General features: G+C 66.9%; 21 protein-coding genes and 1 pseudogene. 3 read left to right on the plus strand and 19 right to left on the minus strand.

Annotation, left to right across the window (positions count from 1 at the left end; translation table 11 throughout):
* Positions 1-44: 44 nt before the first annotated feature.
* The 14 genes from lysS to ftsH form a co-directional block, all read right to left on the minus strand.
* Entirely contained in the window at positions 45-1562 is a 1518-nt protein-coding gene (lysS, locus tag RhoFasB10_RS17840) for a lysine--tRNA ligase (RefSeq protein ID WP_167677709.1), read from the minus strand.
* 75 nt (positions 1563-1637) lie between these two features.
* On the minus strand, positions 1638-2060 hold the full coding sequence (locus RhoFasB10_RS17845) for a rhodanese-like domain-containing protein (protein ID WP_167677711.1): 423 nt from the start codon (positions 2058-2060) through the stop codon (positions 1638-1640).
* Complete coding sequence (locus tag RhoFasB10_RS17850) at positions 2057-2650, minus strand: cysteine dioxygenase (RefSeq protein WP_308115215.1); 594 nt, start codon at positions 2648-2650, stop codon at positions 2057-2059. The genes RhoFasB10_RS17845 and RhoFasB10_RS17850 overlap by 4 nt, the downstream gene beginning before the upstream one ends.
* 114 nt (positions 2651-2764) lie before the next feature.
* Positions 2765-3565, minus strand: a complete 801-nt coding sequence (locus RhoFasB10_RS17855) for a type III pantothenate kinase (RefSeq protein ID WP_114331962.1) — start codon at positions 3563-3565, stop codon at positions 2765-2767.
* 2 nt (positions 3566-3567) lie between these two features.
* Positions 3568-3999 carry an aspartate 1-decarboxylase gene (gene panD, locus RhoFasB10_RS17860; RefSeq protein WP_068423188.1) on the minus strand — a complete coding sequence of 144 codons (432 nt, stop codon included), beginning with the start codon at positions 3997-3999 and terminating at the stop codon, positions 3568-3570.
* A gap of 11 nt (positions 4000-4010) precedes the next feature.
* Complete coding sequence (gene panC, locus RhoFasB10_RS17865) at positions 4011-4895, minus strand: pantoate--beta-alanine ligase (RefSeq protein ID WP_167677713.1); 885 nt, start codon at positions 4893-4895, stop codon at positions 4011-4013.
* Positions 4892-5806 carry a DUF2520 domain-containing protein gene (locus tag RhoFasB10_RS17870; protein ID WP_167677715.1) on the minus strand — a complete coding sequence of 305 codons (915 nt, stop codon included), beginning with the start codon at positions 5804-5806 and terminating at the stop codon, positions 4892-4894. Before RhoFasB10_RS17870 ends, panC begins: the two co-directional genes overlap by 4 nt.
* Positions 5807-5929: 123 nt before the next feature.
* Positions 5930-7051 carry a DUF6779 domain-containing protein gene (locus RhoFasB10_RS17875; protein ID WP_167677717.1) on the minus strand — a complete coding sequence of 374 codons (1122 nt, stop codon included), beginning with the start codon at positions 7049-7051 and terminating at the stop codon, positions 5930-5932.
* A gap of 101 nt (positions 7052-7152) precedes the next feature.
* Positions 7153-7620 (minus strand): DUF3180 domain-containing protein, encoded by a 468-nt coding sequence (locus RhoFasB10_RS17880; RefSeq protein WP_167677719.1) that lies wholly within the window; start codon positions 7618-7620, stop codon positions 7153-7155.
* Positions 7617-8132 carry a 2-amino-4-hydroxy-6-hydroxymethyldihydropteridine diphosphokinase gene (folK, locus tag RhoFasB10_RS17885; RefSeq protein ID WP_167677721.1) on the minus strand — a complete coding sequence of 172 codons (516 nt, stop codon included), beginning with the start codon at positions 8130-8132 and terminating at the stop codon, positions 7617-7619. The genes RhoFasB10_RS17880 and folK overlap by 4 nt, the downstream gene beginning before the upstream one ends.
* Entirely contained in the window at positions 8129-8491 is a 363-nt protein-coding gene (folB, locus tag RhoFasB10_RS17890) for a dihydroneopterin aldolase (RefSeq protein ID WP_114331956.1), read from the minus strand. The genes folK and folB overlap by 4 nt, the downstream gene beginning before the upstream one ends.
* The gene (folP, locus tag RhoFasB10_RS17895; RefSeq protein WP_206031060.1) at positions 8488-9321 is read right to left on the minus strand and encodes a dihydropteroate synthase; all 834 of its coding nucleotides are present in this window, start codon (positions 9319-9321) and stop codon (positions 8488-8490) included. Before folP ends, folB begins: the two co-directional genes overlap by 4 nt.
* Positions 9318-9965: a GTP cyclohydrolase I FolE gene (gene folE / locus RhoFasB10_RS17900; protein WP_114331955.1), complete on the minus strand. Its 648-nt coding sequence runs from the start codon at positions 9963-9965 to the stop codon at positions 9318-9320. Before folE ends, folP begins: the two co-directional genes overlap by 4 nt.
* Before the next feature lie 83 nt (positions 9966-10048).
* Complete coding sequence (ftsH, locus tag RhoFasB10_RS17905; RefSeq protein WP_167677723.1) at positions 10049-12712, minus strand: ATP-dependent zinc metalloprotease FtsH; 2664 nt, start codon at positions 12710-12712, stop codon at positions 10049-10051.
* A gap of 258 nt (positions 12713-12970) precedes the next feature.
* Between ftsH and RhoFasB10_RS17910 the strand changes: the two are divergent.
* A pseudogene (locus RhoFasB10_RS17910) lies at positions 12971-15364 on the plus strand (serine/threonine-protein kinase).
* Positions 15365-15368: 4 nt separating this feature from the next.
* Here RhoFasB10_RS17910 and hpt read toward each other — a convergent pair.
* Genes hpt through dacB form a run of 4 tightly spaced genes read right to left on the minus strand, consistent with a single transcriptional unit; the run spans position 15369 to position 19445 of the window.
* Positions 15369-15923 (minus strand): hypoxanthine phosphoribosyltransferase, encoded by a 555-nt coding sequence (gene hpt / locus RhoFasB10_RS17915; protein WP_068423317.1) that lies wholly within the window; start codon positions 15921-15923, stop codon positions 15369-15371.
* 48 nt (positions 15924-15971) lie between these two features.
* A complete protein-coding gene (gene tilS / locus RhoFasB10_RS17920) occupies positions 15972-16952 on the minus strand; it encodes a tRNA lysidine(34) synthetase TilS (protein ID WP_167677725.1) in 981 nt (326 codons plus the stop codon).
* Entirely contained in the window at positions 16949-18004 is a 1056-nt protein-coding gene (locus tag RhoFasB10_RS17925; RefSeq protein ID WP_167677727.1) for a zinc-dependent metalloprotease, read from the minus strand. The genes tilS and RhoFasB10_RS17925 overlap by 4 nt, the downstream gene beginning before the upstream one ends.
* Positions 18005-18035: 31 nt before the next feature.
* The gene (gene dacB / locus RhoFasB10_RS17930; protein ID WP_167677769.1) at positions 18036-19445 is read right to left on the minus strand and encodes a D-alanyl-D-alanine carboxypeptidase/D-alanyl-D-alanine-endopeptidase; all 1410 of its coding nucleotides are present in this window, start codon (positions 19443-19445) and stop codon (positions 18036-18038) included.
* A gap of 131 nt (positions 19446-19576) precedes the next feature.
* On the opposite strand from dacB, the gene RhoFasB10_RS17935 reads away from it, so the two are divergent.
* Together RhoFasB10_RS17935 and RhoFasB10_RS17940 are read left to right on the plus strand one after the other, a co-directional pair.
* Positions 19577-20068, plus strand: a complete 492-nt coding sequence (locus tag RhoFasB10_RS17935; protein WP_068423225.1) for an inorganic diphosphatase — start codon at positions 19577-19579, stop codon at positions 20066-20068.
* Positions 20069-20112: 44 nt separating this feature from the next.
* Positions 20113-20583 carry a PAS domain-containing protein gene (locus RhoFasB10_RS17940; protein WP_068423227.1) on the plus strand — a complete coding sequence of 157 codons (471 nt, stop codon included), beginning with the start codon at positions 20113-20115 and terminating at the stop codon, positions 20581-20583.
* A gap of 27 nt (positions 20584-20610) precedes the next feature.
* Here the strand turns inward: RhoFasB10_RS17940 and RhoFasB10_RS17945 are convergent, their stop codons facing one another.
* Entirely contained in the window at positions 20611-21687 is a 1077-nt protein-coding gene (locus RhoFasB10_RS17945; protein WP_167677729.1) for a GGDEF domain-containing protein, read from the minus strand.
* Between the last annotated feature and the right edge of the window lie 25 nt (positions 21688-21712).

A 21712-nucleotide genomic window follows, 5' to 3' on the forward strand; every position in this document is an offset into this window, starting at 1 on the left:
TCGTTTCCGGTTCGCTGTCCGCTGCTGGCGAACAACCGAACCGGCTACTTCGACGGCTTGACGATCGGGAACAGGATCGTCTCCCGGATACCCAATCCCGTCAGCGCCATGAGAAGGCGATCGATTCCCATGCCGGTGCCCGTCGTCGGCGGCATACCCTGTTCCATCGCGGCCAAAAAGTCCTCGTCCAGAACCATTGCCTCGTCGTCGCCGGCCGCAGCCTGACGCGCTTGATCCTCGAACCGCTCGCGCTGGATGACCGGGTCGACGAGTTCGGAGTAGCCGGTGGCCAACTCGAATCCTCGAACGTAGAGATCCCACTTCTCGGTGACGCCAGCGATGCTGCGGTGCTGACGCGTCAGCGGCGACGTCTCGACGGGGAAGTCCCGCACGAACGTCGGCGCGGACAGGTCGTCGCCCACCTGGTGCTCCCACAGTTCCTCGACGAGCTTGCCGTGTCCGTAGATCGGCTTGCCGTCCTTGCGTGGCACCTCGAGCCCGACCTTCTCCGCCAGTGCAAGAAGCTCGTCGACGGTGGTCTCCGGGGTGACGGTGACGCCGATGGCCTCCGACAGCGACGGGTACATCTCGAGCGTCGTCCACTCGCCGCTCAGGTCGTACGTGGAGCCGTCGGGAAGCACGACGACCTGCGTGCCCAACGCCGCCTGCGCGACTTCCTGGATCAATTCGCGCGTCATGCGGGCCGAGTCGTCGTACGTGCCGTATGCCTCGTACGTCTCGAGCATCGCGAATTCCGGCGAGTGCGACGAGTCGGCGCCCTCGTTGCGGAAGTTGCGGTTGATCTCGAAGACCTTCTCGATGCCGCCGACGACACAGCGCTTCAGGAAGAGTTCGGGAGCGATACGCAGGTACAGATCCGTGTCGAGTGCGTTGGAGTGCGTGACGAACGGACGCGCCGCGGCGCCGCCGTGCAGCGTCTGCAGCATCGGCGTCTCGACCTCGAGGAAGCCGCGACGTTCGAGCGCGTTACGCAGCTCGCGGACGACGGCGATGCGCTTGCGTGCGACCTCACGAGCCTCGGGACGGGTGATCAGGTCGAGGTAGCGCTGACGGATGCGCGTCTCCTCGTTCAGTTCCTTGTGCGCGACGGGCAACGGACGCAGCGCCTTCGACGCCATCTGCCATTCGTCCGCCATGACGCTGAGCTCGCCGCGTCGGCTCGAGATGACCTCGCCGTGCACGAACACGAAGTCACCGAGGTCGACGTCGGCCTTCCATGCTGCGAGCGCATCCTCCCCGACGCCCGCGAGGCTGATCATCGCCTGCAGCTGGGTGCCGTCGCCTTCCTGCAGCGTCGCGAAGCACAGCTTGCCGGTGTTGCGCACGAAGATGATGCGTCCGACGACGCCGACGAGCTGACCCGTCGTGGTGTCCGCGTCGAGGCTGGGGTACGCATCGCGAATCTCGCGCAGCGAGTGGGTGCGCGCCACCGAGACCGGGTAGGCCTCACGGCCCTGCTCGAGCAGCCGGTCCCGCTTTTCACGACGAATCCGTAGCTGTTCCGGCGTGTCGTCGACTATGTGGGAAGCTGCTTCAGTCACGGACACACACTTTATCCGCGAGCCCTACGTACCTCGCAAATGCATGTGCTTTTGCAGGAAGGGCTCGGGAACCGATCAGTGCGACGCGACGGCCTCGGCCTCGCGGACGCAGTGCCTGGCCTGTGTCAGGATGCCGAGCAGCCCGGCCGCCTTCAGCGCTTGATACCCGCCGACGAGGTCGGTGGCCTTCGTCAGACCCAGTTCCTGCAGCGAGGCGGCCGCGAGCGACGACGTGTATCCCTCGGAGCAGATCACGACCCATTCGACGTCGTGGTCGATGGCGGCGGCGAGTCGCGCGTCGCTGGTCGGATCGAGACGCCATTCCAGAACGTTGCGTTCGATCGCGAGCGCACCCGGAAGCGTTCCCTCCACGGCGCGCTGAGCCTGAGGGCGGATGTCGACGACGATCGCGCCACGTGCGACGGCGTCGCGCAGCTCGAAGACGGTCATGCGGTCGATCTTGGTGCGGGCCTGCTCCAGCATTTCGACGATGGTCATTTCGAAGGTCCTTCGGGTTCGTCGGTGAGCTCGGTGCGGGTTCTTCGAAGTGTGGACTTGTCCGTCACTTCGTAGTACGACATGGCCGTCAGAGGCGGCGAATAGGCATGCACGCTCAGCGTCGGGTGAGGAGTCGTCGGGTCGCTCCGCAGGCTCCGCTCCTGCCCGGTGATCGACGCGGGTGCACGCATGACGTCGTGAACCCAGCCGAGCGGGAACGACGCCTGATCTCCCGCGTCGAGACGTCGACGCTTCAACGCGTCTCCCGCCCAACGGTATTCGACGAGCGAGCCGCTGAGAACGGTGAGCGCTCCGAGCGACCCGGCATGGTCGTGCAGCTCGGTGGACCGGTCGGCGACCCAGCTGATCAGCCAGACGTCGAGGTCGTCGTCGGCGTGCAGGCGCGTCGACCAACGCTCGTCGGTGGGCCAGACTCCGCCTGCGGGCAGCAGGTGGTCGAAGCGGCCCTCCAGAACATCGGCAGCACCCTGATCGGTGATGCGCAGCAGGTCATGGGGGCGCAAGCGCGTCGGCAGCGTCAGCTGGGGAGAGACGGGCGCAGATACAGAAAAGACAGGTGTGGAAAGCACGGAAACTACTCCAGGGTGTGAAAATGAACGAGGCAGCGGTCAGCCTCGACAACACTCCTGGGGTCCCATGCACATCATCACGCCGACGATTCTGACACACGCAGCGCGAACGCGCTAGCGCGCCCGCCTTTTCGCCAGATTGCGTTCGTACACCAGACGCAGACCTTCGAGCGTCAGATCGGGCTCGTGATGCTCGATCGACGTGCTCTCGTCCATGATCAGCGGTGCACTGTCGCCGGTGCCGATGACCGCGACATCCTTGCCTGCGAACTCGGGCAGCTCGCGCCTGACGCGTCCGACGAGGCCGTCCACGAGACCCGCGAAGCCGAACACGGCCCCGGACTGCATGCACTCGACCGTGTTCTTCCCGACGACCGAGCGTGGACGAATCAACTCGACCTCACGAAGCGCCGCGGACCTCGACGACATTGCGGCCGTTGATATTTCGAGTCCGGGCGCGATCGCGCCACCGAGGAACTCTCCCTTGGCCGACACGACGTCGACACACGTCGTCGTGCCGAAATCGACGACGATGCATGCACTTCCGTACAGATCGTATGCCGCGAGGGTGTTCACGATCCGGTCCGCACCCACCTCTTTCGGATTGTCGACGAGCAGAGGCACTCCCGTGCGTACACCGGGCTCGACCACCACGTGCGGCACGTGCTTCCAGTACCGCGCCAGCATCGTGCGCATCTCGCGCAGCACCGACGGGACCGTCGACAGTGCCGATACACCGGTGATCCGATCGACGTCGTCGCCGAGAAGCCCACGCAGCATCAGAGCCAGCTCGTCCGCGGTGACGCGAGGATCGGTGCGCATCCGCCAGTCGCGCAACAACTTCGAGTGATCTCCACTGCCGGTGAAGAGCCCGAGCGTCGTCGACGTGTTGCGCACGTCGATCGCGAGAAGCACGGCTACACCGCGACGGAATCGGCGCGCAACGAGCGCGGGTCGATCAGGCCCGAACCCTCCGGCGCGTGTGCCGGGTCCGCACCGAGCACGACGGGCGCGTTCTTCTCGTCGACGAACACCACGCGCGGGGCGTAGTTCGCTACCTCCTGCTCGTTCATCACGCCGTAGGCGATCAGAATGACGAGGTCACCGGGATTGACGAGATGCGCTGCGGCACCGTTGATTCCGATGACGCCACTGCCGCGCTCACCGGTGATGACGTACGTTTCGAGGCGTGCGCCGTTGTCGATGTCCACGATCGTCACCTGCTCACCCTCGAGCAGGTCGGCAGCCTCCATCAGGTCCTTGTCGACCGTCACCGAACCCACGTAGTGCAGGTCCGCGTGCGTCACGGTGGCGCGGTGGATCTTCGATTTCATCATCGTACGAAACATGGTCGTTCCCTTCAGTTCTCGAGGAAGCCGGTGCCGACGGCGACCCCGACGTTGTCGATCAGCCGCGTCGTGCCGACCTTGGCTGCGACGAGCAGCCGGCCGTCGCCGCGTTCGGGCGCGGGACCGAGATCCACACCCCGAAGTTCCAGATAGTCCACTTTCACCTCGGGCGTGCTGTCGAGCACGCTCCGTGCGGTCGCCAGAATCGCCTCGGCGCCACCTGATGCCGCGTGGGCACCGGCGACGAGAGCCGCGGACAGCACCATCGCCGCCTCACGTTGGGCGGGATCGAGGTATCGGTTACGCGACGACAACGCGAGCCCGTCCTGCTCGCGAACCGTCGGAACGCCGAAGATCTTGACGTCGAAGTTCAAGTCCCGCACCATCTGTCGGATCAAAGTCAGCTGCTGATAGTCCTTCTCCCCGAAGTACGCCGCATGCGGCGTCGCTATCTGCAGCAACTTCGCGACGACCGTCAGCATTCCGGCGAAGTGAGTGGGACGCGACACCCCTTCGAGTTCGCTCCCGAGCGGGCCGGGATGGATCGTCGTGCGCGGGCCTGCCGGGTACATGTCGGACGCCGACGGAGCGAACACGAGCTCGACGCCTTCCTCGCGCAGAAGTTCGACGTCGGCATCGAGCGTACGCGGATACGCGTCGAGGTCCTCGCCTGCACCGAACTGCAGCGGATTGACGAAGATCGACACGATGACGACCGCACCGGTACGCCGCGCCTGACGCACGAGATGGATGTGCCCGGCGTGCAGAGCACCCATCGTCGGCACCAGCGCGACGGTCTTGCCCACGGCGCGAAGGGCTTTCGACACCGAGGTGACGACGGCCGGATCGTGGTGGACTGTCAGCTCCCCCGCCTTGTAGCTGCCTGCCAGGGTCATCGTTCACCTTCCAGAAATTCGACGAGCTCGGAGTTCGAGCCGATCTTCGTTGCCGCGCGCAGTGCGAGGGCTCGGTACTCGGCCGCGATGCCTGGATCGACTTTCGCCAGCGTCGCCAGGTGTGCTTCGACGGCGACGAGGTCGCCGCGGGCGACAGGCCCGGTCAACGCCGAGCGGCCGCGTCGCAACGCATTCTCGAGAGCGGCAGTGACGAGCGGTGCGAGGACTCGGACCGGGGTGTTCGGGTCCGTGTCGATACCAGGGAATCCAGGGCCGTCGAGTGCGACGCCGAGTGCGTCGATCGCGTCGGCGATGACCGTGACGAGGTGGTTGGACCCATGCGCGAGAGCTGCGTGATAGAGCACCCGATTCTCTTCGGCGACGTGAACCGGCTCGCCACCGAGCTCGAGGACGAGCGCCTGCGCCACCGCGTAACCGATCTCGTCGGCGGCGGTGATACCGAAACACGCGGACGACAAACGGTCCGTGTCCTCGGCTTCACCCGTGAACGTCATCGCGGGGTGGATCGCCAGGGGAATTGCCCCGAGCGCCGTCAGCGGTGCGAGCACCGAGATGCCGTTGGCACCCGACGTGTGTACGACGAGTTTTCCCGGGGCCACCGCGCCCGTCGACGCCAATCCGGAGGCGATGGATGCGAGTTCGGTGTCGGGAACAGCGAGAACGAGAAGCTCTGCGCGACGCGCGACCTCGTCGACCGGCAGAATCTCGGTGTCGGGCAGTCGGGTCGTCGCCCGCTGCACCGGATCCGCGGATACCGCGGAACACGCCACGACGACGTGGCCGACGCGCTCGAGCGCCTCGCCGACCGCAGTGCCCACACGGCCCGCGGAAACGATTCCCACGGTGAGGCGTGCAGGTGCGATGTCGGCGGTGAACTCCGATGAGGTCACCAAAGATCCCTTCGTTCGTTCCAGTCCCGCTCGGCGGGTACCAGACGTCCTTCAGGAAGGATAGCGGCATCGTGCACCGCCCGACCACGGGCCGAGCGCGTGATCTATTTCACGGGCGGCGTGTCAGTCCGCGCGACGGCGGTGCCGACGCGTCTGAGGCTCGGACCCGCCCGATTGCAGGCCCGCCATGATCTCGGCGACGGACCGGCCGTTCGAGTGAGCTCCGTCGGCGTCGACCTCCGGCTCCGCGCGACGACGGCGACGCGGTGAGACCGGGGGCAGCCCGTCGTCGTACGTCGGTGCAGGGTCGGGAGCGGGCGCAGGGTCCGGCGACGCCTCCGCTGCTGCCTCGCCGCCGACGTACGCGGGTTCTGGCTGCGGCTGCGGCTCCGGCTCCGGCTCGCGCTCGGGTTCCGGGAGAGAGGGTGGGCCTGCAGGCGAGCCGACCGGCTCGTTGACGAGGGGCGCGATGGGTGCGCGCGGCGGCATCGGAACACGACGTCCGCTGCCGGGGATCCGGACATCCGTCGCGCGCTCGGACCGTCGACGGGTAGGAGCTGCGGTGGAATAGCCCGTCGATCCGGGGTCTTCGCTGCCGATGGGGACGTCGGGGTACAGCACGGACGTCTCGGCCGTGACGGGCTCGTCGAGCGGGTTTCCCAGCCCGGCGACGGGCGCGCTCTCGGCGTCCGACGTGCTGGCCTGCGGCTGCGAACCGCCGCCCGGGACGTAAAGGCCCGACGCCGCAGCCTGGTAGTTCTCGTAGCTGCGACCGCCGAGTTCCTGCATCCGTGTCGCCTCGGCGCGCAGCGCCACACGTTCGGTGGGCAGGTTTCCGTCGAACAGCAGCTGCAGGTTCTCGCGGAGATGCGCGAGTTCCGCGCGCAGAGCTGCGACCTCGGTGGTTTCGAGCTGCACCTCGCTGCGCACCCGGGCCTCGACGCCCAGCTCGTACTCACGCCGGGCGGAGATCTCGCGTGCGAGCTGCAGTTCGTACACCGTCTGCAGATCCTTGGCCTTGGCCTGATCGGCCACTGCGTCGCGTCGATACTTGGTCATCGCGAAGGCGCCGACGATCGCGGCCCACAGCGCCGAGACCAGGCCGACGCGCAGCCATTGAATGTTCTCGCTGAACAGCAGCAGCGCACTGGCTGCGATGCCGAACACCACCAGGGCGGCGATGAACAGCTGGCTCGCACTGCGCCGCGGACGGCGGGTCGCTTTCGCGCGAGTCGGTTCGGTCATGGCAACCAGGGTAGCCGGGAAATCGGACTACACGAGACAAGCTGAAACGTCGATCTGATTCGATTCACAAGACCGTCGTGTTCACACGGTAGGAGCGAGGCTCACGGCGTGGGCTCGTCGGGCGAGTCGTCCGGCGTGCGGCAGCAGTGTTCGAGCCACAGCGCAGCGCCGACGAGCGCTGCACCCGCGACGAGTCCGACGATCGCGCCCGCTCGGTCGGAGGCGGCCGCACGCACGGTCGACACCATCGGCATCACATGCAGCAGGAATCCGATCCATACGCCGGTCGCAGCAGCGCCGACCAGTGCCGAAGCCTTTGCCAGAGCCAAGGCTCGCGCTGCGGTGATCGGGTGAATCTGACGCGGGCCTGAGCCGATCTGACGCCGGTCGACTCTGGATCGGATCACGAACGCGAGGATCGTCTCGACCAACGCGACGGGATAGAGCGACGCGCCTGCGTAGACCGGGATGGGCGGCAACGATCCGTAGAACGTGCGCACCAGCAACCACGTGGCGACGGCCGCGATGACGGCGAGACCGATCAGATCCCAGACACGAGTCGGTTTCACGCGGACTCCGGTGTGTCGAGCGTCATGTCGGTTCGACGCACGCCCGCACGCTCGTCAGCGCCGAGGGCAGCGAGCCACTCGGTGACAGGGCGAACCGTGCCGTCGACCTCGAGCGTCGCAGCCGGGTCGACGTCGAGCCACGGGATCAGAACGAACGCCCGCTCGTGCGCACGAGGGTGCGGCAGAAGAAGTTCGGCATCGTCGCTGCTCACGTCGTCGCACACGACGATGTCGACGTCCAGGCTGCGTGGCCCCCATCGCTGCACGCGGACCCGATCGGCAGCCGTTTCGCATGCACGGGCGAAGTCGAGCCACTCCCACGGCCCGCGAGCGACATCGTCGACGATCAGAATCGCGTTGATAAAATCCTGCTGCTCGACGCCTCCCCACGGCTCCGACGAGTAGACGGCCGACGCGGCCACGAGCCGATCGCCGAGCGCGTCGACGACCGATCGAAGATGCGCGAGCGAATCTCCGATGTTGCTGCCGATCGACAGCACGGCACGCGTCACGACCTGCTCCGGTAAGCGACGACCGCGACGTCGCCGAACGTCAGCGGAATCGGCGCCGACGGTTTGTGCAGGGTGACCTCGACCGCGTCGACTCGCTCGTCGGCCATGACGCCGTCGGCGATCTCGGCGGCAACCGTCTCGATGAGATCCCGGGGTGGGCCTGCCACGATCTTCGCCGCGGCCTCGGCGAGTTCGCCGTAGTGCATCGTCCGCGTCAGATCGTCCGTGGCCGCAGCCGGACGCAAGTCCATCCACACGATGATGTCGACGACGAAATCCTGGCCGTCACGCTTCTCGAAGTCGAAGACCCCGTGATGTCCGCGGACGACGAGTCCACGCAACTCGATCCGGTCGCTCATGCGCCTCCTGACTGCCATGCTGCTACGACCGCTACCGCGTCGAGCGAGGAGATGGCGTCGTGCACCCGGACGCCCCACGCGCCGCCCGCGACGGCGAGGGCCGACACGACGGCCGTGGCGACTTCGCGGCCTGCCGGGGGGCGCGGTGCGCCGTCGTCGGCGGCGAGCAACGATCCGAGAAAGCGCTTGCGCGACGCACCGATGAGCACCGGCATCCCCAGCTCGACGAACGTCGGCAGCGCATGCAGCAACTGCCAGTTGTGACGCGCGTTCTTCGCGAACCCGAGACCGGGATCGAGGATGATGTTCGACGCGTCGACGCCTGCTGCGAGCGCGAGATCGACCTGCTCGAGCAATTCGCGTCGGACGTCGGCGACGATGTCGTCGTAGTGCTCGACGCCCCCGGCGTGCACGTAGGCCGTCGCCGGTCGCCAGTGCATCAGAATCCACGGCACGCCTGCGTCGGCGACGACGTTGGCCATGTCCGGGTCCGCGCGTCCACCCGAGACGTCGTTGACGATCGACACTCCTGCCTCGATCGCAGCCGCGGCGACCGACGCCCGCATCGTGTCCACGCTGGTCGTGACTCCGTGCCTGGCCAGAGCGGCGATGACCGGAGCGACGCGGTCCGCCTCCACCTCGGGTGCGACGCGTGCAGCGCCGGGACGAGTCGATTCGCCGCCGACATCGACGATGCCGACGCCGCAGTCGCGCAGTTCGAGACCGTGCGCGACAGCCGCGTCGAGGTCGAGATACCGGCCACCGTCGGAGAACGAGTCGGCGGTGACGTTGAGAACACCCATCACGACGGGTGCGGCGGGCACGCTCATTTGCGAAGAATGAGATCCAACGCCTCGGCCCTGGACGCGGCACTGGATTGCAACAGACCGCGCACGGCCGACGTCGTCGTGCTCGCACCGGGTTTGCGGATGCCGCGCATCGCCATGCACAGATGCTCGGCCTCGATGACGACGATGGCGCCCCGCGGATCGAGCTTGCGCATGACCGCGTCGGCGATCTGGCTGGTCAGGCGCTCCTGCACCTGCGGGCGCTTGGCATACAGGTCGACGACGCGTGCGAGCTTGGACAGGCCGGTGACCTTGCCTGCCTTGCCCGGGATGTACCCGACGTGGGCGACGCCGTGGAAGGACACCAGGTGGTGCTCACACGTCGAGAACATCGGAATGTCGCGCACCAGCACCAATTCCTGGTGGCCCTCGTCGAACGTGGTGTTCAGCACGGAGTCGGGATCGGTGTAGAGGCCCCCGAAGATCTCCTTGTACGCCCGCGCGACGCGTGCCGGGGTGTCGACGAGTCCGGGACGATCCGGATCCTCGCCGACAGCGATCAGCAGCTCGCGCACCGCCGCCTCCGCCCGGGGCTGATCGAACGTCTGCCCCGTCTCGACCGCGACGAGCTCGCCGACGCCGTTGACCGCGGCCGCGCCGTCGTCGCCGGCATGCCTGACTGACACCAAGATCGCACCTCCGTTGGCGGGGTTCGGATGCCCCGAGGATTCTTCGTCAGCCTAGCGTCCGGGCAAAAGCGCAGAACGAGCTAGTGCTGCCCGTTCGGCCCTTCCCAGCGCTGAGTGCGTGGGCCACCGTCCTCGTCACGGCCGGGCTCGTTGCCGTCCGGGCGAGGTTCCGGGTTCGACGGGAGACCGCCGAGCGGATCCCAGTGCTGGGTCGGCGGGCTGTCGTGGCCCTCGCCCTGGCTCGTGTCACCGTTGTGGCCGCGGTTGTCGGACCCCTGATGACCCGGCCCCTGATGACCGGGTGTCCGGTATTCGGGCGCCTGATATTCAGGCGCCTGGTACTCGGGTGCCTGGTACTCGGGTGCCCGATACTCCGGGGGCTGGTACTGCGGCGGACGGTAGTGCGGCGACTGATACGCGGGCTCGGTCGGTCCCGAATTCGGCCCGGTCGACTCGCGCGGAGGCCAGCCCGGTGCCGACCACCCTGCGGGAGCACCGTAGTCGGGCCGCGAACCCTGCGGCCGCGGTTCGGGAGCCCGGTAACCGCCGCCGTTGTTGCCACCGCCGTTGTTGCCACCGCCGTTGCCCTGGCTGTGGGCAGGCCCACCGTTGTACGGGCTCACGCCCTGGGGATGCGTCCCGTGCGACCCGTTGACCGGCGCACCGTTGGTGTACCCACCGTTCGTGTAGCCGCCGTTGCGTCCACCCCCCTGAGCGTCCTGCCCCTTGCTCAGCTGCGGCGAACCGGCGTACTGCGGCTGCGGGAACGGTTGCGGCGGAACGACTTTCGGTGCGATCGGCTGCGGCGGCCACGGCTCGCCACGTTCGAGGGCCAGCTCGCGCGGCGTCTTCACCGGCGGCTTGTCCGACGGAATCCGCTCACCGAAGTCGTTGAAGGTGGTGATCCGCGGACGCTTGGTGACACTGGTGAAGATCTTCTCCAGGTCCTTGCGCGTCAGGGTTTCGCGTTCGAGGAGTTCGGTAGCCAACGTGTCGAGCACGTCGCGGTACTCGTTGAGGATTGCCCACGCCTCGGTGTGTGCAGCCTCGATGAGCTTGCGCACTTCCTCGTCGATCTCGCGGGCGACCTCGTGCGAGAAGTCGGACTGCACGCCCATCGAGCGGCCGAGGAACGGATCGCCCTGCTCCTGGCCGTAGCGGACTGCGCCGAGCTTGCTGCTCATGCCGTACTCGGTGACCATCGCGCGCGCGATCTTGGTGGCCTGGTCGATATCCGACGACGCACCCGTCGTCGGCTCGTGGAACACCAGTTCCTCGGCGGCGCGGCCGCCCATCGCCATGACGAGGCGAGCGATCATCTCGGACCTGGTCATCAGACCCTTGTCGTCCTCGGGGACCGTCATCGCATGTCCGCCGGTGCGGCCGCGGGCAAGGATGGTCACCTTGTAGACGGGCTCGATGTCCGGCATCGCCCACGCGGCGAGCGTGTGACCGCCCTCGTGGTACGCGGTGATCTTCTTCTCGTGCTCGCTGATGATGCGGCTCTTGCGACGCGGGCCGCCGACGACGCGGTCGACCGACTCCTCGAGCGACGCCTCGGTGATGACCGTGCCGTTCTCGCGAGCGGTGAGCAGAGCTGCCTCGTTGATGACGTTGGCCAGGTCCGCGCCGGACATTCCGACGGTGCGCTTGGCGAGCCCCTCGAGGTCGGCATCCTGTGCAACAGGCTTGCCCGCGGCATGCACCGCGAGGATCGCGCGACGGCCGGCGAGGTCGGGGGCACCGACCGGAATCTGACGGTCGAAGCGGCCGGGACGCAGCAGCGCGGGGTCGAGGATGTCGGGACGGTTGGTGGCGGCGATCAAGATGACGCCGGTGCGCTCACCGAAGCCGTCCATCTCGACGAGCAACTGGTTGAGCGTCTGCTCCCGCTCGTCGTGGCCACCGCCCATGCCTGCGCCACGCTGGCGTCCGACGGCGTCGATCTCGTCGACGAAGATGATGCACGGGCTGTTCTGCTTGGCCTGCTCGAACAGGTCGCGAACGCGGGACGCACCGACACCGACGAACATCTCGACGAAGTCCGAGCCGGAAATGGTGAAGAACGGAACGCCTGCCTCACCTGCGACTGCGCGGGCGAGCAGCGTCTTACCGGTTCCGGGAGGTCCGTACAGCAGGACTCCGCGGGGAATCTTGGCGCCGAGCGACTGGTAGCGGGCGGGATTCTGCAGGAAATCCTTGATCTCGTAGAGCTCTTCGACGGCTTCGTCGGCGCCCGCGACGTCCTGGAACGTCGTCTTGGGCATGTCCTTGCTGAGCTGCTTGGCCTTCGATTTGCCGAAGCCCATGACGCCACCGCGTCCACCGCCCTGCATACGGCTCATGACGAAGACGAAGAGTCCGAGCAGGACGATCATCGGGAGGAGGAAGAGCAGCAGCGACGAGAACCAGCTGTCCTGCGAGACGACGGTGTTGAAGCTCTGCAGACCGTCCTGGTTGACCTTGTCGAAGATGGTCTGCGACGCCGAATCCGGGTACTTCGCGAGGATCTGTGTCTCGCCCTCGGTAGCGTCGTTTCCGTTCTTCAGATCGAGACGGATCTGCTGCTCACGATCGTCGATCTGCGCGGTGTCGACGTTGCCCGAATCGAGCTGCGCTATCGCCACCGACGTGTCGACGGTCTTCCAGCCACGCGTGTCGTTTCCGAAGTAGCTGAAGGCGTAGATCACCAGCAGGATGCCGAAAACGATGGCCAAGTTGCGTATAACTGTCTTCCGATTCATACAGCTTCAGCCGAGACGGCCTCGTCCTTTCCAGTCTGCTCCGATGAGCGGCGTCCGGCCGCTACCGGATGCTCAAGGCTACCGCGTACTTCCGACACGGGCCCGAAGTGCATCAGGTGCCCAGTGCTGGGCCGATACGTCTCGAACCGCCCGACGACGCAGCGCGCTTCTGCGTTGTACAACGTTCCCCCTACCCCTGAGGTTCCCCGACCCCGACGGCGTCTCGTTCAAACGGCACGATAGACCGTGAGCAGGTCTATGGTAGTGACCGTGCAGCCAGGCTCGGACCGAGTCACCGTGAATCAGGAGAGCGTCCCGGCCGCATCGGACGAATCCCGGACGTTGCAGACACCGCTGTTCGATTCCCCGGTCGACGTGGGTGGCCCGTTCCGCGCCGCCTGGACGGTGGCACTGGCCACCGACCGGGCGACTCCTCCCGACCTGGCGTCGTTCCTCCCCGATTCCGACGCGGCCCGACGCGGCTGGCTGATGCAACTGATCTCGATAGACCTGCAGGAACGCTGGCTGCGCGCTCGTCTGCCCAAGCGCCTGCCGGAGTACTGCACCGAGTTCCAACTCGATCGCGCGTCTCTGCCGCCCGGGCTGATCTACGAGGAGTTCTGCATCAGGCGCCAGGGCGGTGACGCGGTGTCACCGCGCGAGTACGTCGCCGCGTATCCCCATCAGGCGTCCGAGTTGACCGAGCTGCTGAACACGACGTCGGGCGAACCGACCGATACCCACGACGCCCGGGCGGTTCCGGACGCGACGCAGGCCGCTGCCGCCACCGCCACCGCTGCGGCCGGGTCGTTCACCGCCGATCTGTCGTGGACCCACCCACGGACCAGGGACGAGCTGGAAGATCTCGACGACGGGGACCGGCTGGACGACTTCGATCTTCTGATGGGGCTGGGACGCGGCGCGTTCGCGCGGGTGTTTCTCGCACGCCAGCGATCGATGCAACGCGTCGTCGCCGTCAAGATCTCCGAGGATCGCGGTAGCGAGCCGCAGACACTAGCGTAGCTCGATCACGACTACATCGTGCGCGTCTTCGATCAACGGATACTGCCGGAGAAGAAGCTGCGGCTCCTCTACATGCAGTACCTGCCGGGCGGGACGCTGCTCGACGTGCTGCACCGAACGAGGAAGATCCCGCCCTCCGAGCGTTCGGGACAGACGTTGCTCGACGCCATCGACGCCGCCATCGAGATGAAAGGCGGGCTGCGTCCCACCGATTCGACTGTGCGCCACTACCTTTCGACGCTCACCTGGCCGGAGACAGTGGCCTGGATCGGCAGGCGGCTCGCCGAGGCACTGAACTACGCGGGCGATCGCGGCGTCCTGCACCGCGACATCAAACCGGCCAACGTACTGCTGACCGCGGAAGGCGTCCCCAAGCTCGCGGACTTCAACATCAGCTTCAGCGACAACGTCAAGGGCGACAGTCCGGTTGCGTACTTCGGCGGCTCGCTGTCCTACATGTCGCCCGAACAGTTGGAAGCGTGCCATCCCGGCTTGCCCGGTCGCGCAGAGGATCTCGACACTCGTAGCGACCTCTACTCGCTCGGCGTCGTGCTGTGGGAATTGCTCACCGGCGTGAAGCCGTTCGACGACACGGACGTCGGGTCGACGGCGGGAGACCGAACCACGATCGACGGCCTGCTCGGGATGCGGTTGGCGGGCGTCGCCGACGACGCGTTGTCCTCGCTACCGCCGCACTGTCCGACGACGCTGCGACGCGTCCTGCTGAGGTGTCTGGCCGCGAACCGGGACGACCGATGGCCGACGGGACGAGAACTGGCGCAGCAGTTCGACCTGTGTCTCGACGCGCACGCTCGCGGTCTCGTCGACCCTCCCCCGTCGAGTGCGCGGTTTCGCATTCGCCCGTTCACCGTTCCGGTGATGACGGCGGCCATCGGCATCCCCAATGTGATCGCCGCGGTCTACAACTATCAGCACAACAAGGCGCTCATCATCAGCGATCTGTCCGAGGTGGCCCAGGACAGATTCGAAGCGGTCAGCACGGTCATCAACGGCATCGCCTGGCCGCTCGGCCTCGTGATGATCGTGTACTGCGGACGTCGCATCATCTCGGTGCCGCATGTGTTGCGCGCGGGACGGGCCGTGTCGGAGGAGCGGCTTGCACGGACCAGGGCCGACACCCTGCTCGTCGCGGACCGCGTCGTCGCGGTGTGCCTCGGTCTGTGGATCGTTGCCGCCGTGGCCTATCCGGTGTCGTTGCAGATCGCCGCGGGCGCGGTGCCGACGAAGGCCTACGTGCACTTCTTCGCGTCGCTCGGCGTGTGCGGCGCGATGGCGACCGCGTACCCGTTCTTTCTGGTGTCGCTGTTCACGATTCGATGTCTGTACCCGTCGCTGCTGCCGTACGGACACGCCGACAGCGAGGACGTCCGACGACTTCACGCACTTGACCGTCGGAGCGTCGTCTATCTCGCGGTGGCCGCGTCGATACCTCTCGTCGCCGTCGCAGGACTCACTTTCGTTCCCGCCGAGGACATTCCGGACATCATCGGCGTCGTGCGTGTCATGTGCGTCGGCGGTATCGCCGCGTTCGTCGTGTCGTACTCGATCTTCCGACTCCTCGAGAGCGACCTGCGTGCGCTGCGACGCGCGGTGTCGATGGACAGCTGAACGCTCAGCCTCCGTAGACCTTCGGGTCGAGGGTGCCGATGTACGGCAGGTCGCGGTAGCGCTCGTTGTAGTCGAGGCCGTAACCGACGACGAACTCGTTCGGAATGTCGAAGCCGACGTTGGCGACCTCGACGTCGACCTTGATCGCGTCGGGCTTGCGCAGCAGCGTGACCACCGACAGCGACGCAGGGTTGCGCGTCGCCAGGTTTCGCTTGAGCCACGACAGCGTCAGACCGGAATCGATGATGTCCTCGACGATCAGGACGTTACGGCCGTTGATGTCGCGATCGAGGTCCTTGAGAATGCGCACGACGCCGGACGACGACGTCGACGAGCCGTACGAACTGACAGCCATGAATTCGAGCTGCGTGGGGATCGGCAGGGCACGCGCGAAATCGGTCATGAACATGATGGCGCCCTTGAGGACACCGACGAGCAGCAGATCCCCTTCGGGGCTGCCTTCGGGATATCGCTTCGCTATCTCCTCCGCCAGTTCGGCGGTGCGCGTCCTGATCTGCTCCTCGGAGATGAGAACTGACTCGATATCGCCCTCGTACACGGCGCATCCCTTCATAGGTTCGTTCACTGTTTCTCGGACCGGCCGGAATCACAGCAGACTCCATTCGAGCTCTGCTCCAAGCCTGCCATGTCGACGCTGCACCACCAACCTCGCACCTGCCGGTCCTCCGCCGACCGCCACTCCCCCTTGGCCTCGCCACCGCACGATCAGGTCGTCGATGGTTCGCAGTTGCCTGTCGGACAACGAGTGTGCGCCGACCTCGTGCAACCACACGCGAACTGCCCTGCGTCGCAGCGCAGCGGGGCGGTCCGCGATGGCCGTCACGTCGAGTTCGTCGCCCGCACGCGCCGACGCGAGGAGTTCCGAGGCGAGGTCGTCGAGCACCGCGGCGTCCTCGCGCAGCTGAGCAGCAGTGCGCGCCAACGCAGGTGCGACGCCTCCGCCGAGAACGTCTTCGAGCAGCGGAAGCACCTCGAGCCGCAGCCGGACGCGGGTGAAGTCGCTGCTGACGTTGTGTGGGTCCTCGAACGGCGTCAGACCGAGTTCCTCGCACGCCGCCCGCGTCACCGACCGGCGGACTCCGAGCAGCGGACGACCCCACGGCTCGTCCCAGTCGGCCATACCCGCGATCGACCGGGGTCCGGACCCCCGTGAGAGTCCGAGCAGCACCGTCTCGGCCTGGTCGTCGAGGGTGTGGGCGACGAGAACGTTCGCGCCGTCCCGTGCCTCGTCGAGCGCCGCGTACCGCGCGCGCCGAGCGGCCGCCTCCATGCCACCGACGCGATCGACGCGCACCGGCAACACCGTCGCGTCCGCACATCCGAGCGACACCGCGGTGGCTGCGGCCGCGTCGGCGACATCCTTCGACCCGGGTTGCAGCCCGTGGTCGACGACGAGAGCGCGCACCGACGACGCCTCGGCGACGGCCGCAGCGGTGAGCGCCAACGAATCCGCGCCTCCGGACAACGCAACGGCAACCGGACCCGGCCACGACCTGATCCACGCGCGAACCGCATGCCGAACCTCGAGGATCGCAGGGCCCTCGGGCAGCGGCGCGACCGGTGTCATGCCAGGACGCGAGCGATCCACCGGTCGGGATCTTCGATCTCGTCGAGCTTCGGCAGCGTCGTCGCATCGGTCCAGATTCGGTTGAACTCGGCCATGCCGACCTTGCCGACGACGTGGTCGACGAATGCCTTGCCGCGCACGTACTGCGCCATCTTGGCGTCGATGCCGAGCAATGCGCGGACGATGCGCTGCAACGGGTTGGTCTTGCGCCGACGTCGACCGTCGAAGGCGCTGCGGATCTGGGCGACCGCGGGCACCACGGCGGGTCCGACCGCGTCCATGACGTGGTCCGCGTGGCCCTCGAGCAACGTGCCGAGCACGAGCAGTCGATCGATGGCGTCACGCTGCTCGGGTGCTTGCGTGGCACGCAGCAGGCCGACGATGCCTGCATCCTCGGCCCTGTCGGACTGTCGCCGGTTCTTCAACGCCTCGGTCAATCGGTTCGCGAACTGGCTCATCGGCTCGTCGACACCGTCCGACAGCACCGCCACCGAACCACGCATGTAGTCGCCGAGCCACGGCGCCGACGAGAACTGGACACGGTGGGTCACCTCGTGCAGGCAGACCCACAGCCGGAAGTCGCTGGGCGGCACGCGCAGTGCGCGTTCGACGGCGATGACGTTGGGCGCGACGAGCAGCAGCGTCCCGTGCTCACCGGTGAACGGGTCGTACTGGCCGAGGATCGCACTGGACAGGAACGCCAGCATCGCACCCGCCTGCAGGCCCGCGGGCTTGCCTGCGAGCAGTCCCGACGGCTCGGAGTCCGGCTCACCGGTCAGATGCTTCATCGACGACGCGGCCGCGTCGATCCAGCCGGCCCGATCGACGATGCGTGCCTGCGGGACAGGAAGGCCGTCGGCGAGTCCGGTGGTCTCGCGCACCGGCCCCTCGGCTCGCACGGACGCGTCGGCGAGCTCGGTGACCACGGCGTCCGCGGTGTAGCGAGACGTCGACGGTTCCTTCGGGGCCAGTGTGGCGCCGGTCCTGGCCGCGAGTGCCCAGTCGACCGACGAGCCGAAGCCCGACGAGCTCTCCGCGTCGCGATCGCTCATGCAGGTACCACTGTTTTGTCTTGTAGCTCTGTCATCGGCAACCACACATCCTCAGTGTCGACGCCACCGCGTCGAGCGCAGGTCTGCTGATCTCCGGCGGACGATCGTTGGACATCAGCGCGAACGTCAGTGTTCTGCCGTCGACGTCGACGACGAAGCCGGCAAGCGCACTCGCTGTCGACAGTGTGCCAGTTTTGGCGCGGATCCAACCGGCTCCGACGCGATCGGCGCTGGCGTAGCGGTCGGACAGGGTTCCGGTGGCACCGGCGATCGGCAGGTAGTCGAGCATCGGACGCAGTTCGGCCTTCCCTGATCCGGCGGCGCTCGTCATGATCTCGTCGAGAAGCCGCGCCGGAATCAGGTTGTCGACCGACAGGCCGCTCGTGTCGTGCAGTTCCACGCCGTCGAGGTCGTAGCCGGCCGAGAACAGCGTCTGTCCGATCGAGTCGATCGCTCCTTGGAACGACGCCTGCGCGTTCGTCTCGATGGCGATCTCGCGCCCGATCGCTTCGGCGAGAACGTTGTCCGAACGGCCGAGCATCTGGCCGAGACGATCGCGCAGAGGCGCCGACTGCACACTCGCCACCTGATCTGCGCCCTGCGCGGCCGTGCCGATCGACACACGAGCCGGATCGATACCGAGCCCGCGCGCGAGGGCACGACCGGTGTCGAGTGCCGGTTCGGCGCTACGCGGTGACTCGTCCTCGGCCGGAACGGAACGTCCGCCGTCGAGCATGATCGGTTCGATCGGTGTGATGTACCCGGCGGCGACGTCGGGCGCGAACCAGCCCTGCGCCATCGTCGACCCGTTGTAAATCGACGTGTCGACGACGATCTTGTCGACCGGAGTGCCCGCCTTCGAGATCTGTTCGACGAGGTCGTCGATCCGCGCCGCACCCGGGTAGAAGCCCGGGGTGCCGACGGGCTGCGCGGTGAGCGTCGGATCGCCTCCCGCGATCAGCACGATCTCCCCCGGCGCCGCGCCTTTGACGACCTTCGTCGTCACGCGGTGTTCCTGAGGCAGAGCCAGCATCGCGGCCGCCGCCGTCAGCACCTTCGTCGTCGACGCCGGGGTCATCGGCGTATCGGGCGACGAGGACCACAGCACGTCACCGCTGACGGCGTCGGCGACGACGCCGGTGAACGAACCGAGATCGGGCGATCCGACGACGGGAGCCAAGGCCGCGGTCAGAGCGGCCTGCGTCGGTATCGGCGCGGTGTCCGGGTACGGAACGATCGACGGAACCGGCATGACGGCGTCGGGCTCGGGGGCCGTCTCCGTGTCCGACACCGCGTCGGACGTCGTCGGGACTATTGCCGCGACCGCGACCCCGCCTGCTGCCACGATCACGACGGCCACGAGTATCAGGAGGACGCGCGTCCGCCGTCGTCGCCGGCCGGCGGTGGGACCGAGAATTCGCTTGGTCAGGCCCGCCAACATTCCTCCATCTGCTTCGAGCTCTGCCGGTCGGCAGTTCATCCAACAGTATCCCTGGGTCCGGTACGCTTGCGCCGCGAAGCATCATGCGTCGCCCATGACGCACGACACGAAGAGAAGAGCGAGGGCTGCACGTGCCGTTCGACGTCACCATCGAGATCCCCAAGGGACAGCGCAACAAGTACGAGGTCGACCACGTCAGTGGCCGCGTTCGCCTCGACCGTTACCTGTACACGGCGATGGCATATCCGGCCGACTACGGCTTCATCGAAGGCACGCTCGGCGAGGACGGCGACCCTCTGGACGCGTTCGTTCTGCTGCCCGAGTCCGTGTTCCCCGGCGTCATCGTCGAGGCTCGCCCGGTCGCGATGTTCAAGATGGTCGACGAGGCAGGCGGCGACGACAAGATCCTGTGCGTTCCGGCAGGCGACAAGCGCTGGGATCACATCCAGGACCTCTCCGACGTCTCGACGTTCGAGCTCGACGCGATCAAGCACTTCTTCGTCCACTACAAGGACCTCGAGCCGGGCAAGCATGTCGAGGCGGCCGACTGGGTCGGTCGCGCAGAGGCAGAAGCCGAAATCGCTGCGTCCTTCAAGCGTTTGGCGGACAATCCGGAGCACTGAGTCGAATACCGGCTCGGCACGAAAGGGATCAGGTGGGGAGAGACATGACGGACAGCAATTCGGTCGGTAGCGCCGTCGGCGGAAGCGGCGAGCGACGCAATGCCGATTCGCGGCCCATTTCCGATCCGGCGCAATTCCCCGATCTGCCGGTCACGGTCGTCCTCGACCGCATTCCGGTCCCGATCCTCGCTGTCGATCCGAGCGGTGCCATCGTCTTCGCGAACGAGGCGTTCGACGAATTGTTCGGCACGGACCGTTCCGAACGGGCCGACTTCCACCTGCACGACATCTTCCCGGATCGGGCTCCCGAGGGAGTCAACGTCGCGGACATGTTCCTGACGACGGTCGCGACACGCGCCGATTCGTTGTGGCGAATGACCGACAAGTCCGGCGATGTCGTGCAGGTGCGGGCCAGCAAGTCGATTCTGCGACGGGCCGAGGACACCGTCGTGCTCGTCGCGCTCGAGGACTTCACCGATCAGCTGTGGAACGACCCGAAGAGCGCGCTGCGCTGAGACGGTCTCACCGGGTGGGTTCGAGACTCATCCGGTGAACACCCTCGCTTGATTGCCGCCCGACCGCTTGGCCTCGTACATCGCCGTGTCCGCTTTGAGCAGCGCGGCGTGGACCATTTCCGCAGCCTCGTCGGCGTGCAATGTCCGCCACGCGTCCGCCGAGATGAGTGAGGCGCCGACGCTTCCCGTCACCGGTATCTCGTTCTGGATGCGCGCGAGTGCCGCCCGAATCCGTTCGGCCATGTTCAGTGCGTCCGGCGGTGTCATCACCGACGCAACCGTGAATTCCTCACCGCCCGTTCGGGCCACACATGCTCTCCGCGGCGCTGCTGCGGCGAGACGCTCGGCCGTCGCTTTCAACACTCGATCGCCTGCCGCGTGACCGTAGGTGTCGTTGACGTTCTTGAACCGATCGAGGTCGACGACCGCCAGCACGACGGTCTGACCCGCCGAGCAATCGCACAGCAGACGTTCGAGGCGAAGATCGAAACCGCGTCGGTTGAGCAGGCCCGTCAGCGAGTCCGTGTTGGCGAGGTCGAGCTGCGTCTTGATGACCGCGCGGAACGCGATGACGGAGTTGACGACGAGCAGCGCGACGAGCGTCTGCGCGATGACGGCTGACAGATCCTGCTCGCGTTCGAGGTACGTTGCCACGGACAGCACGAGAATCACGATGCTGACGAAGACGGCATGCGCCCGCAGCACCCGCCGACTCGAGAAGTACGCGATATAGGTGCCGATGACGGCGAACAGCGACGTGACAGCCAGTGCGAATCCGCGAGAGGTGAAGGTGAACAGCACGATCGCGACGCCGACGTCGGCATAGAACACGAACCATCCCGGCATGCGTGCGACGCGGATGCCGCGACGCAGCCACCACGCGCCGACCGGGATCGTCGACGCCAGCACGATGCCGCACAGTATCCGCCTCCCGGTCGAGCCCGGACCTTCCTGCGAGAACAGGACGATCGTGCCGATGACGGCGAAGAAGGGAACGAGGACCGCGATTCCGAGGCCCACTCTGCGCTCGAGCCTCGTCGCGGGGGTGTTCGTTTCCAGGATGCGCAGCGGTCCCGGTGTCCACCGACCCAGCATTCCTGGCATCTCGCCCCCTCACCGGCGTTTTCGA

Source organism: Rhodococcus sp. B10 (genome assembly GCF_011770055.1).
GTDB lineage: Bacteria > Actinomycetota > Actinomycetes > Mycobacteriales > Mycobacteriaceae > Rhodococcoides > Rhodococcoides kyotonensis_B.